Annotated in this window: 11 protein-coding genes and 2 tRNA genes; 3 read left to right on the top strand and 10 right to left on the bottom strand. The window is 44.0% G+C overall.

The features are described 5' to 3' along the window. Positions 1-6: 6 nt before the first annotated feature. From nusA to rlmE, 9 genes are all read right to left on the bottom strand, one after another. Positions 7-1,494, bottom strand: coding sequence for a transcription termination factor NusA (nusA, locus tag AB4623_RS09200; protein WP_372146229.1), 1,488 nt, complete (start codon positions 1,492-1,494; stop codon positions 7-9). 35 nt (positions 1,495-1,529) lie between these two features. Beyond that, positions 1,530-1,985 carry a ribosome maturation factor RimP gene (gene rimP / locus AB4623_RS09195; protein ID WP_004738265.1) on the bottom strand — a complete coding sequence of 152 codons (456 nt, stop codon included), beginning with the start codon at positions 1,983-1,985 and terminating at the stop codon, positions 1,530-1,532. Positions 1,986-2,219: 234 nt separating this feature from the next. Further along, a tRNA-Met gene (locus tag AB4623_RS09190) sits at positions 2,220-2,296 on the bottom strand. Positions 2,297-2,349: 53 nt separating this feature from the next. After that, positions 2,350-2,434, bottom strand: a tRNA-Leu gene (locus tag AB4623_RS09185). A 16-nt stretch (positions 2,435-2,450) separates the two neighbouring features. Next, the gene (secG, locus tag AB4623_RS09180; protein ID WP_017059392.1) at positions 2,451-2,783 is read right to left on the bottom strand and encodes a preprotein translocase subunit SecG; all 333 of its coding nucleotides are present in this window, start codon (positions 2,781-2,783) and stop codon (positions 2,451-2,453) included. A gap of 294 nt (positions 2,784-3,077) precedes the next feature. Then, positions 3,078-4,418 carry a phosphoglucosamine mutase gene (gene glmM, locus AB4623_RS09175; RefSeq protein WP_372146227.1) on the bottom strand — a complete coding sequence of 447 codons (1,341 nt, stop codon included), beginning with the start codon at positions 4,416-4,418 and terminating at the stop codon, positions 3,078-3,080. Between the two features lie 21 nt (positions 4,419-4,439). Next, on the bottom strand, positions 4,440-5,270 hold the full coding sequence (gene folP / locus AB4623_RS09170; RefSeq protein ID WP_102393175.1) for a dihydropteroate synthase: 831 nt from the start codon (positions 5,268-5,270) through the stop codon (positions 4,440-4,442). Between the two features lie 88 nt (positions 5,271-5,358). Further along, positions 5,359-7,326 carry an ATP-dependent zinc metalloprotease FtsH gene (ftsH, locus tag AB4623_RS09165; protein ID WP_017068905.1) on the bottom strand — a complete coding sequence of 656 codons (1,968 nt, stop codon included), beginning with the start codon at positions 7,324-7,326 and terminating at the stop codon, positions 5,359-5,361. 107 nt (positions 7,327-7,433) lie between these two features. Next, positions 7,434-8,063 (bottom strand): 23S rRNA (uridine(2552)-2'-O)-methyltransferase RlmE, encoded by a 630-nt coding sequence (gene rlmE / locus AB4623_RS09160; protein WP_017059396.1) that lies wholly within the window; start codon positions 8,061-8,063, stop codon positions 7,434-7,436. Positions 8,064-8,177: 114 nt separating this feature from the next. On the opposite strand from rlmE, the gene yhbY reads away from it, so the two are divergent. Then, positions 8,178-8,474: a ribosome assembly RNA-binding protein YhbY gene (gene yhbY / locus AB4623_RS09155; RefSeq protein WP_004738252.1), complete on the top strand. Its 297-nt coding sequence runs from the start codon at positions 8,178-8,180 to the stop codon at positions 8,472-8,474. 125 nt (positions 8,475-8,599) lie between these two features. Here yhbY and greA read toward each other — a convergent pair whose 3' ends face one another. Beyond that, positions 8,600-9,073, bottom strand: coding sequence for a transcription elongation factor GreA (gene greA / locus AB4623_RS09150; RefSeq protein WP_017059397.1), 474 nt, complete (start codon positions 9,071-9,073; stop codon positions 8,600-8,602). 513 nt (positions 9,074-9,586) lie between these two features. On the opposite strand from greA, the gene AB4623_RS09145 reads away from it, so the two are divergent. Both AB4623_RS09145 and dacB read left to right on the top strand, forming a co-directional pair. Next, positions 9,587-10,651, top strand: a complete 1,065-nt coding sequence (locus AB4623_RS09145; protein WP_102428939.1) for a porin — start codon at positions 9,587-9,589, stop codon at positions 10,649-10,651. 111 nt (positions 10,652-10,762) lie between these two features. Next, entirely contained in the window at positions 10,763-12,196 is a 1,434-nt protein-coding gene (dacB, locus tag AB4623_RS09140; RefSeq protein ID WP_102428940.1) for a serine-type D-Ala-D-Ala carboxypeptidase, read from the top strand. Positions 12,197-12,289: the final 93 nt, after the last annotated feature.

Genomic DNA, 12,289 nt, shown 5'->3' with positions numbered 1-12,289 from the left:
GCTGAATTATTCTTCGTCGCCGAACCAACAGATGTTACGCGCAGCCATAATTAGCTCGCCTGCACGCTCTGCAGTTAGGTCTTCGATGCCTTCTAGTTCATCAACGCCTTGGTCAGCTAGGTCTTCCAGTGTCGCAACGCCTTTTGCTGCTAGCTTGTAAGCCATTTCACGCTCAAGACCTTCAAGTGCAAGTAAGTCTTCAGCAGGCTCAACACCGTCGAAAGTTTCTTCTTTCGCTAGCGCTAGAGTAGTCAGTGCGTCTTTTGCGCGGTTACGTAGTTCTTCAACGATACCTTCGTCTAGACCGTCTACTTCAAGAAGTTCGTTCACAGGAACGTATGCTACTTCTTCAAGCGTAGAGAAGCCTTCTTCAACAAGCATTTGAGCAAAGTCTTCTTCAATGTCTAGGTGCTTCATGAAGTTTTCAATAGAGGCAACTGCTTCTTCTTGGTGCTTCTTCTCAAGATCAGCAACAGTCATTACGTTCAGTTCCCAACCAGTAAGTTGAGACGCTAGACGTACGTTTTGACCGCTACGGCCAATCGCTTGTGCTAGGTTATCCGCTTCAACAGCGATATCCATAGAGTGTGCGTCTTCATCAACGATGATTGAAGCAACATCAGCAGGAGCCATTGCGTTGATTACGAATTGAGCCGGGTTATCATCCCAAAGAACGATATCGATACGTTCACCACCAAGATCGTTAGAAACAGCTTGTACACGTGCGCCACGCATACCAACACACGCACCAACTGGGTCAATACGTTTGTCGTTTGTTTTCACAGCGATTTTAGCACGAGAACCGGCATCACGTGCAGCACCTTTAAGTTCAATTAGCTCTTCACCAATCTCAGGCACTTCAACACGGAATAGTTCAGCTAGCATTTCTGGCTTCGAACGAGTAACGAAAAGCTGGAAACCACGAGCTTCTGGTTTAACTGCGTAAAGAAGACCACGAACACGGTCACCTGGACGGAAGTTTTCACGAGGAAGTTGGTCATCACGAAGGATTACCGCTTCAGCGTTGTTACCTAGGTCTAGAATAATAGTGTCACGGTTAACTTTCTTAACTGCGCCAGTTACTAGCTCGCCTTCGTTATCGATGAACTGCTCAACGATTTGAGCGCGTTCAGCTTCACGTACTTTCTGTACGATAACTTGCTTAGCCGTTTGAGTCGTAATACGGTCAAACGTTACTGATTCGATATCATCTTCAATGAAACCGCCAAGTTCGATCTCTGGGTTATCGTACTTTGCAGCTTCAATAGAGATTTCTTTTGTTGGGAATTCAACTTCCTCAACAGCTTCCCAACGACGGAAAGTTTCGAAATCACCCGTTTTACGGTCAATTTCAACACGAACTTCAATTTCTAGTTCGCTTTTCTTTTTTGTTGCCGTTGCAAGCGCGATTTCAAGCGCTTCAAAAATACGCTCACGAGGAACTGCTTTCTCATTTGAAACAGCTTCTACTACCGCCAAAATTTCTTTGTTCATTAATCTAGCCTCTTAAGCTCTTCTCTCTAGGAGAACTAAAATTTAGGGATCAGGTTAGCTTTCGCAATATTGCTCAGGACGAATTCTTCTTCTTGTCCTTCAACCAATACTTTCACTGTCTCGCCTTCGATAGATTGGATATCACCTTTCCATTTACGACGGTTGCCGACAGCCATTTTCAAAACGATGCTTACCTCGTGACCAATAAATTGTTGGTAATGCTCTGCTTTGAACAGTGGTCTCTCTAAACCTGGTGAAGACACTTCAAGGTTATAAGCCACTGAAATTGGATCTTCAACGTCCATTACGGCACTTACTTGGTGGCTAACTTCAGCGCAATCATCTACATTGATACCGTTTGGTGAATCGATGTAAATACGTAGCGTTGAGTGCTCACCAGCACGAATAAATTCTAATCCAACTAACTCATAACCTGATGCTGCTACTGGAGCGTCAAGCATTTCAGTAAGTTGTCTTTCTAAACCAGTCATTTAACCACTCCAGAAACAAAAAAAGGGCTCAAAGCCCAATTTAAATTCCAAGCAAACATTATCTAAATACATTTACAAATGCTTAGATAACAAAAAACCCCGTATAAGCCGGGGTTTTTGTTGCTGGACCCTTATATGTTAAGTGCCATCACGTTCGATATCGCACCTAACTCACAGTGAGGTTCACACTGTGCAAACTTGCTACCAATACAAGCTATATAATAGCATTGAAATTGGTTGCGGGAGCCGGATTTGAACCGACGACCTTCGGGTTATGAGCCCGACGAGCTACCAAACTGCTCCATCCCGCGTCCGACTTGCGAGCATTATACGCCCAACAAGATGTTTTACAAGTTTGTAAACATGGTGCCGAGAGAGGGACTCGAACCCTCACACCCTAAGGCACTAGCACCTCATGCTAGCGTGTCTACCAATTTCACCATCTCGGCATCAAATCTTTACAGATTATTGTGGAATTTCGTCGCCTTGCGCCGGAACTTCACTCACTGCATCATCAGCTTGTTGAATCACCTGACCTTGGGTCGGGTCAATCCATTGTGACTCAGTTTTATGTGTAGACATATTACCAAGCACTAAGCTAAGGATAAAAAATGTAGTTGCAAAAATTGCAGTCATTCGGGTAAGGAAATTTCCTGAGCCACCAGCACCAAACACAGTGTTTGAAGCGCCAGCACCGAAAGAGGCTCCCATATCTGCGCCTTTACCTTGTTGAATCAACACTAGGCCAATTACACCAAGCGCTGCCAACAGGTAAATCACAAGTAGAACTGTAAACATTTTTCCACCTATGTTCCTAATTGTTGAGCCAGCGCCGTTCAAAAAACTATTTTTAAGAACAAGGCTAGCGACCTCCTAACTGAAGGCCGAGCAATACTAGCGAATGCGACGATGGCTGACAAGGAGAATTTGCTAAAAAATAAGCCTTTACCAAGTGAATGGTCAAAAAAAGGTCAAAAGCGACACAAAACTCATTTATGTCTCTTTTGACCGTTATATCTTTTGACCGTGATATAAGTCAACCACTTCTAATCACAAGCGCTATTCGCTGCGCCAGCTAAGTAAAAGGTTAAATTAGCAGTTTGCTTTTACTGCATCTGCAATCTTAAGCGCTGATGCTTGAACAAGCTCTGCATCTTCGCCTTCAACCATGACACGCAGTAGTGGCTCGGTACCAGACTTGCGTAATAGTACACGGCCTTTCTCGCCAAGCTCTGCTTCTACTTCAACAACCGCTGCTTTTACCGCTTCGGCTTCTAGTGGGTTTGAATCTCCGCTGAAACGAACGTTTTCTAGAACTTGAGGGTACAACGTCATGCCCTGAGACAACTCATTCAGTGTCATTTCGCTATCAACAACTGAAGCCAAAACTTGCAGAGCAGCAACGATAGCATCACCCGTCGTCACTTTATCTAGTAGGATAACGTGCCCCGAGTTTTCAGCGCCGATCTTCCAGCCTTTAGCAAGAAGCTGTTCCATTACGTAACGGTCACCAACAGCAGCACGTACAAACGGAATACCTAACTGCTTAAGGCCGTTTTCCATACCCAGGTTGGTCATTAGTGTACCAACAACGCCGCCTTTCAACTCACCGCGACGCAGTGCATCACGAGCAATAATGTAAGCGATTTGGTCGCCATCAACTTTGTTGCCTAGCTCGTCAACCATGATGATACGGTCACCATCACCATCAAAGCCAAGACCTAATGCCGCTTTTCCTTCAAGCACTTTTGCTTGCAGAGCACGTACATCCGTCGCACCGACTTCGTGGTTGATGTTAGTACCGTTTGGCTCAACACCAATCGCAACGACCTCAGCACCCAGTTCTTTAAATACAGCAGGCGCAATGTGGTAAGTCGCACCATGTGCACAATCGATAACGATCTTCATGCCAGCTAATGTCATTTTATGTGGGAACGTACTTTTACAGAACTCGATGTAACGGCCAGCCGCATCGTTCAAACGTACTGCTTTACCTAGCTCTGAAGAATCAACACATTCGATGTCTTTATCCAACTCTGCTTCAATTGCCAACTCGATATCGTCCGGCAGTTTTGTTCCCTCAGAAGAGAAGAACTTGATACCGTTATCGTAGTATGGGTTGTGTGATGCAGAGATAACAATACCGGCTTCAGCGCGGAAGGTTTGAGTTAGGTAAGCCACAGCAGGTGTTGGCATTGGGCCAGTAAACGTAGCCTGAAGACCAGCAGCAGCAAGGCCAGCTTCTAGCGCTGACTCAAGCATGTAACCAGAGATACGAGTATCTTTACCAATGATGACTTTCTTTGTGCCTTGCTTCGCAAGAACACGACCCGCAGCCCAGCCAAGCTTCAGAACAAAATCAGGTGTAATCGGGTACTGGCCTACTTTGCCACGCACACCATCTGTGCCGAAATAACGTCTTTTATCAGACATAGTGATTTTCCTTAATTATATTTAGTGATTGTTGTTCATCACTTCGATTATTTTCATCGCTTCCAGTGTCTCCTCGACATCATGAACGCGAATAATTTGTGCGCCTTTCATCGCGGCAATCGTCGCGCAAGTGACGCTTGCGACCATGCAGTCGGCCGGAACCTTGTCTAGCAATTTAAAGATCATCGATTTTCTCGACATCCCCGCTAAAACAGGTAAGCCTAACGAATGAAACTTTTCAAGGTGCGCTAATAGGTGGTAATTATGCTCAATGGTTTTACCAAAACCAAAACCAGGATCCAGAATCAGCTGATCTTTTGATATACCAACAGCCTCACAAGCCTCCACCCTTTCTTTTAAGAACGCTTCAACATCCATTAGGACATCATCGTAATTAGGGTTAGCTTGCATGGTTCTTGGCTGACCTTTCATGTGCATCAGGCAAACGGGCACATTAGCATCGGCGGCCGCTTCTAAAGCTCCGGGCTCTTGCAGTGCGCGCACATCATTGATCAAATCAGCCCCCGCTTCAACGGCTTGGCGCATCACTTCAGCTTTACTGGTATCAATGGAGATCCACACATCAAACTTAGCGCGAATTGCTTTAATGGCAGGAATAACGCGAGCGAGCTCTTCTTCTAAAGGAACGTCAGGCGCTCCCGGGCGAGTTGATTCACCACCAATGTCAATAATGCTAACACCAGCTTGAATCATTCGCTCTGCTTGCAGTAAAGCATTATCTAATGAATTGAATTTTCCGCCATCAGAGAAAGAGTCAGGCGTAACATTGAGGATACCCATCACATGTGGGCGGTCTAAAACGAGCGTTTTATTATGTGCTTTTAATATCATGGAAGGTGGGTCTTAAAGGTAAAAACATCTAGGGCTAGAAACAGAAAAACCCTGAGCGTACTCAGGGTTTTAATTTAAAGCTTAGCAATTAAGAATCTTTGTTTTGAGCATCATCTGTTTCAGATTTAACTTCTTCAACTTTCGACTCTTCAGCTTTTGGTTCCGCTTTAGCTTCTTCTGCCTTAGCTTCAGGTTTTGCTTCTTCCTTTGTAGGTTCAGCTTTTACCTGATCACCCCAACCAGCTGGATCACGAATCTCTTGCTTACGCTCCATCAAGTCATCAATTTGACCTGCATCGATCGTTTCGAACTTCATTAGAGCGTCTTTCATCGAATGCATGATATCCATGTTATCTTCAAGAATCTTCTTAGCTCTATCGTAGTTACGGTCGATAAGGATACGAATCTCTTCATCGATAAGCTTAGTCGTGTCATCAGAAACGTGCTTAGCTTGGCTCATGCCGCGACCTAGGAAAACTTCACCTTCTTCTTCTGCGTAAAGAAGAGGACCCAATTTCTCAGAGAAGCCCCACTGCGTAACCATCTTACGAGCAATATCAGTTGCACGTTCGATATCGTTAGACGCACCAGTTGACACTTTGTCTTTACCGTAAATAAGTTCTTCAGCAAGACGACCACCGTACAAACTAGAGATCATTGATTCTAGATGTTGGCGAGACATGCTTACGCGGTCTTGCTCAGGTAGGTACATAGTTACACCAAGCGCACGACCACGTGGAATGATTGACACCTTGTACACTGGATCGTGTTCAGGTACCAAACGACCAACAATTGCGTGACCCGCTTCGTGGTAAGCCGTTGACTCTTTCACTTCTTCAGACATAACCATTGAACGGCGCTCTGCACCCATCATAATTTTGTCTTTCGCAAGTTCAAACTCAACCATAGATACATTGCGCTTGTTACCACGAGCAGCAAATAGCGCCGCTTCGTTCACAAGGTTCGCAAGATCTGCACCAGAGAAGCCTGGAGTACCACGAGCGATCAGCGACGGTTCAACATCACCTGATAGTGGCACTTTACGCATGTGTACTTTAAGAATCTGTTCACGACCACGTACATCCGGTAGACCAACCACAACTTGACGGTCAAAACGACCAGGACGAAGTAATGCAGGGTCTAGTACGTCTGGACGGTTAGTCGCAGCGATAACGATAATACCTTCGTTACCTTCGAAACCATCCATCTCAACCAACATTTGGTTCAGTGTTTGTTCACGTTCATCGTGACCACCACCAACACCAGCGCCACGTTGACGACCTACAGCATCAATTTCATCGATAAAGATGATACAAGGTGCCGCTTTCTTCGCTTGTTCGAACATGTCACGCACACGAGATGCACCAACACCAACAAACATTTCAACGAAGTCAGAACCAGAGATAGTAAAGAACGGTACTTTCGCTTCACCGGCAATCGCTTTTGCAAGCAATGTTTTACCCGTACCAGGAGGACCAACCAACAGGATACCTGTCGGGATCTTACCACCTAGCTTTTGGAAGCGGCTTGGGTCACGAAGGTAGTCCACAAGCTCTTTCACGTCTTCTTTTGCTTCGTCACAACCAGCAACATCAGCAAACATGGTTTTGATTTGTTCTTCGCTCATCATTCGAGCTTTACTCTTACCGAAAGACATCGCGCCTTTACCGCCGCCGCCGCCTTGCATTTGACGCATGAAGAAAATCCATACACCAATCAGTAAGATCATTGGGAACCATGAGATGAAGATAGTGCCAAGCAGGCTCTGCTCTTCAGGTGGTGTACCCTGAACTTTTACGTTTTGATTAATTAAGTCATCAAGTAGCTTTTGATCATAAACAGGCATGTAAGTTACATACTTAGAACCACCACCACGACGTGTGAAAGTGATTTCGCTGTTATTGAACTGTGCGTCTTGAATCTGGCCTTGGCCAACTTCCTGTACAAACGTGGTGTAATCTACTGCTCTGCCGTTACTTTCCCCAGGGCCGAAGCTCTGGAATACCGACATCAACACTACCGCGATAACAAGCCACAGAATTAAATTTTTTGCCATGTCACTCAAGGTGTAAGCCTCTCGATAACTAATTGTAATTAAAGGTAGGGTACTACAGTTTGTAACCTGTAGCCATGTTGTTAACTCTCACTCTTGGAAGAGAATCGTTAACCTTTGTAACCAGTGGCTACGATAAACACTTCACGAGATCGAGCTCGAGAAGAGTCGGGTTTTCTAACTTTTACTGTTTTAAACATCTCGCGGACGTCCTTAACGTATTGGTCAAACCCTTCGCCTTGGAATACTTTTACAACAAAACTACCATTGGTAGCTAGAACTTGTCGACACATATCCAAAGCTAATTCAACTAAATACATAGCTCTTGGCTGATCCACAGAATTGTTGCCTGCTATATTAGGTGCCATATCTGACATCACGACATCAACCATGTTTGGTTGTATACGTTCCAACAAGGCATCTAGCACAGCTTCTTCGCGGAAATCGCCTTGTAAAAAGCTAACACCAGCAATCGGATCCATTGGTAACAAGTCACACGCAATGATTTGTCCGTTGTCTCCAACAATCTTAGCAGCATATTGAGACCAACCGCCAGGTGCTGCACCCAAATCCACAATGGTCATCCCAGGAGACAGCAATTTATCTTTCGTTTGAATCTCTTCCATTTTGAAATAAGCACGTGAACGATAGCCTTTCTTTCTTGCTTCATTTGCGTACTTGTCGTCGAAGTGTTCCTTCAACCAACGGCCTGAACTGGCCGAGTGTTTCTGTTTGCTCATTGGATACCTAAATTGGAGGAAAGTACTAATTGCTGAATAAATTATAGTCTTCAGCTTTAGATGGCGTTAAAATAGGTTTTTTCAACCCTAATAGTAAAGAAAATTGGCCGCGTAATGAACCTAAGTACCAAACAAAAGCAGCATCTAAAGGGCCTAGCTCACAGTTTAAAACCTGTTGTGCTAATGGGCGCAAATGGACTTACTGAAGCTGTTCTAGCGGAAATCGAATTAGCTCTAGACCACCACGAACTGATCAAGATTAAAGTTGCATCAGAAGACCGTGAGACTAAGCAACTGATTATCGATGCAATTGTACGTGAAACTAAAGCTGAGAAAGTACAGACTATCGGTAAAGTTCTAGTACTGTTCCGCCAGTCAGAAGCACGTAAAATCGAGATTCCACGTAAATAAGCGAGTTTGATATAAGCTAACTTCACTAATAGGAAGCCACAGCGCTTATCTTTTAGTGTAGCGTGAGAAACGAAAAAGGTCGCATTTAGCGACCTTTTTACTTATCAGAAACAAAGAAAATTCAATTAGATATATTCTACTTTGTCGATTTCGAAGTCTTTGTCACCACCAGGGGTAGAGATCATGACTTCGTCGCCTTCCATTTTACCGATAAGACCGCGAGCAATTGGCGATTTCACAGAAATGCGACCCGTTTTGATGTCTGCTTCGTCTTCTGAAACGATTTGGTAGCGGAACTCATCATCGGTATCCACATCAATCAGTGTCACTGTCGTACCAAAGATAATCTTGCCCGTATTATCCATTTGCGTTACATCGATGATCTGAGCCAGTGATAGCTTATATTCGATATCACGGATTTGAGCTTCACAGATACCTTGCTCTTCACGAGCGGCGTGGTATTCAGCATTCTCTTTTAAGTCACCTAGTTCACGTGCTTCACCAATAGCTGCTGAGATAACAGGGCGTAGCTTAAGTAGGCGATCTAATTCATCACGTAGCTGCTGAGCGCCACGTACTGTCATTGGAACCTTTTCCATTTTTTACCTCTATGCCAAAGCTTTCTTTGGCCAACATAAATACACCCAACGTATTTATTGGGTGATAGAAACAAAACGATTTGGCTTAGTGTAAACAAACTTTATGGCTAAATCACCTTTATTCCACTTTGCGTTATAAAAGCTTTATCTAGGTCTAAATTACAGACATCACAAAAATGAATAATAACCTCCCCATCAATAAGTTGAGAATTAAATACCTAAAAAAACAAAAAACAAACAAAATAAACACAGATCACACTTTTATAAAAATCACTTTAAAACAAACACTTAATCAACAAGAGATATAATAAAACAGTGTTCATTTTTTAGTTTTATATCATTTTACTAACTGACCATGGAACTTTAGAGGTAAAAAGTAACCCATGGATTGCACTGGCATTTTTCAGACTTCTGTTCTAATCATGATTATGAAGCCTGATTAATACAGGCAATACACAAAAGGGTTCAAATCCTTGATAAAACTTCTATGGACAGTAATTAGGAAATAATAACATGAACAAGACTATGATCGCGCTTGCTGTATCTGCTGCAGCTCTTGCTACTAACGCAGTGGCAGCGGACGGTAAACAAGCTGGTGGTATCGAAGGTACATCTGTATACAGCTCAAACGGCACTTCTCTAGAAATCGGTGGTCGTGCGGAAGCTCGTCTATCTCTAAAAGATGGCAAAGCACAAGACAACTCTCGTGTACGTCTAAACTTCCTAGGTAAAGTTGAAATCCAAGATGGCCTATACGGCGTTGGTTTCTACGAAGGCGAATTCGTTTCTAACCCAGAAACTGTACTAAATACATCTGGCGAAAAAGTTACGGTAGACAGTTTAGACAACCGTTACGCTTACGCTGGTATCGGCGGTACATTCGGAGAAGTGACATACGGTAAGAACGACGGCGCTCTAGGCGTTATCACAGACTTCACTGATATCATGTCTTACCACGGTAATTCCGCAGCAGACAAACTTGCAGCAGCAGACCGTACAGACAACATGCTTTCTTACAAAGGTCAATTCCAAGACCTAAGCGTAAAAGCAAGCTACCGCTTTGCAGATCGTACAGATTCAGCAACTGACAGTGGTTACGACGACAACGGTGAAGATGGTTACTCTCTATCTGGTATCTACGCAATCGGCGATTCTGGCTTCAAGCTAGGTGCGGGTTACGCTGATCAAGACCTAGACAACGAATACATGCTAGCGGCATCTTTCCGCACTGAAGCTCTATACTTTGCAGGTGTATTCACTGACGGTGAGAAAGAAGCTGACACTCTACGCCGTACTGTAGATTACACAGGTTACGAATTTGCAACTGCGTACACGCTAGATAAAACTGCGTTTACTCTAACGTACAACAACGCAGAAACTAACGATGAGACTTCTGCAGATAACGTTGCAATCGATGCAACTTACTACTTCAAGCCTAACTTCCGCACGTACATCTCGTACAACTTCAACCTAATTTCTGAAGGTGACAAGATCGGCGGTACATCTCTAGTAAACGGTAATGCATCTAAAGCTGACGCTGAAGACGAAATCGCTCTAGGTCTACGTTACGACTTCTAATTCTGATTATCTAATTGATTAATTAGTTAATTGAGAATCAAAACGCCCGCTATCTAGCGGGCGTTTTTTATATCTGTATACTGAAAACATCAGCCATCCAAGAAATCTTCTATGCGCCTTCTATCCACACTACTTGTATGTAGTTTTTCCATTAGCGCTTTCTCAGTTAACGCTTTCGCTTACCCCCCTCTAGATAAACTGCCTGATGGCAGTAGCACCAGTGTAATTTTGGAATCCCTGAGAGGCGATTCATACAAAATGAATTCCAACAGTGATGGCTTCTACCCTCCCGCCAGTACTTTAAAGCTGGTCACAGCTTTAGCAGCGAAGTTGGAATTAGGGGATGACTTTCACTATACGACTAGCATTGCTCGTTCTAATAAAGATGTTGTGCTCTCATTCAGCGGCGACCCGACGCTACAAAGAGAGCAGTTAAAAAGGCTTTTAGCTCAATATACTAAATCACAATCTAAAACCATTAACGGTAACCTGTATCTCGATAACTCGACTTATACGGGCTATCAACGCGCGGTGGGTTGGCCTTGGGACATTTTAGGCGTTTGTTACAGCGCGCCTTCTAGTGCAATGACCTTGGACAGCAACTGCGCACAAGCCTCTATTTATACAAAAGGTAATGGCAGCACTCGCGTTTATATTCCCGCTCACTATCCGATAGACGTGACGACCACCGCTGCCACGGTAACTCGCTCTGGGCAGAAGGCGACACAATGCGACTTGGAACTCATCACCACACCAGATAACGCTTACAAGCTCTCTGGTTGCTTGGTTGAGCGTAAAAAGCCACTGCCACTCAAGTTCGCGATTCAAAATCCAGAACTTTACACCTATCAAGTCGTGACATCGCTTCTCAAAGAACTGAAAATAGAAGTAAAAGGTGATGTGATTATTGGTAAAAAAGCGAAAGCAGACAAAACCACGTTAGTCGCTAGTCACAACTCAGAAAAGCTTCCTGAACTGCTCGATATCATGCTCAAGAAGTCGGATAACCTTATCGCAGATAATCTAACTAAAACGCTAGGAGCGACATTTTATGTTCAACCGGGTAGCTTCAATAACGGTACTGAAGCGATAAAGCAGATACTGCTGACCAAGGCTAATATTGACCTCAGTAAAGCGCAGCTCGTCGATGGTTCAGGGTTATCCAGAAACAACCGAATGAGGTCACAGACCATGGCTCAAGTGCTTCGTTATATCTGGGAAAACGATCAACAGCTCAACCTGATTGAGGCTATGCCTAGATCTGGCACTGATGGAACGCTCAAATACCGTCAAAGCATGAGAAAAGCACCGATTCAAGGCAACATTATCGCCAAAAGTGGTTCTCTATACGGCAGTTACAACATGGCGGGATACGGATTGGATAAAGCGGGAAAACCAAACTCTCTGTTTGTGCAATTTGTCCGTGATTACTTCCCTGAAGAACAAGATCCAGACAAACCAGTGGAAGCACCAATCACCCAGTTTGAACGTGCTTTCTACAAAGATGTGGTCGAGTTCAGTCAACCACAAAGCAAATCTAAGTAATGCTTAGCTTTGTGTAAGCTTCTAGTTTAATAATAAAAATGGCGCTGAAGACCTTCAATCTGCAGCGCCATTTTTATTTCTCAGATGTATTTA

This window comes from Vibrio sp. 10N.222.52.C12 (assembly GCF_041474215.1).
GTDB lineage: Bacteria > Pseudomonadota > Gammaproteobacteria > Enterobacterales > Vibrionaceae > Vibrio > Vibrio crassostreae_C.
Note: the sequence above shows the minus strand (reverse complement) of the source record. Positions and strands in the feature narration are given on the sequence as shown.

What these genes read in the sequence shown, in the direction of transcription:
- nusA (WP_372146229.1), bottom strand. Translation starts at nt 1,494, where the DNA reads ATGAACAAAGAAATTTTGGCGGTAGTAGAAGCTGTTTCAAATGAGAAA.
- rimP (WP_004738265.1), bottom strand. Translation starts at nt 1,985, where the DNA reads ATGACTGGTTTAGAAAGACAACTTACTGAAATGCTTGACGCTCCAGTA.
- secG (WP_017059392.1), bottom strand. Translation starts at nt 2,783, where the DNA reads ATGTTTACAGTTCTACTTGTGATTTACCTGTTGGCAGCGCTTGGTGTA.
- glmM (WP_372146227.1), bottom strand. Translation starts at nt 4,418, where the DNA reads ATGTCTGATAAAAGACGTTATTTCGGCACAGATGGTGTGCGTGGCAAA.
- folP (WP_102393175.1), bottom strand. Translation starts at nt 5,270, where the DNA reads ATGATATTAAAAGCACATAATAAAACGCTCGTTTTAGACCGCCCACAT.
- ftsH (WP_017068905.1), bottom strand. Translation starts at nt 7,326, where the DNA reads ATGGCAAAAAATTTAATTCTGTGGCTTGTTATCGCGGTAGTGTTGATG.
- rlmE (WP_017059396.1), bottom strand. Translation starts at nt 8,063, where the DNA reads ATGAGCAAACAGAAACACTCGGCCAGTTCAGGCCGTTGGTTGAAGGAA.
- yhbY (WP_004738252.1), top strand. Translation starts at nt 8,178, where the DNA reads ATGAACCTAAGTACCAAACAAAAGCAGCATCTAAAGGGCCTAGCTCAC.
- greA (WP_017059397.1), bottom strand. Translation starts at nt 9,073, where the DNA reads ATGGAAAAGGTTCCAATGACAGTACGTGGCGCTCAGCAGCTACGTGAT.
- AB4623_RS09145 (WP_102428939.1), top strand. Translation starts at nt 9,587, where the DNA reads ATGAACAAGACTATGATCGCGCTTGCTGTATCTGCTGCAGCTCTTGCT.
- dacB (WP_102428940.1), top strand. Translation starts at nt 10,763, where the DNA reads ATGCGCCTTCTATCCACACTACTTGTATGTAGTTTTTCCATTAGCGCT.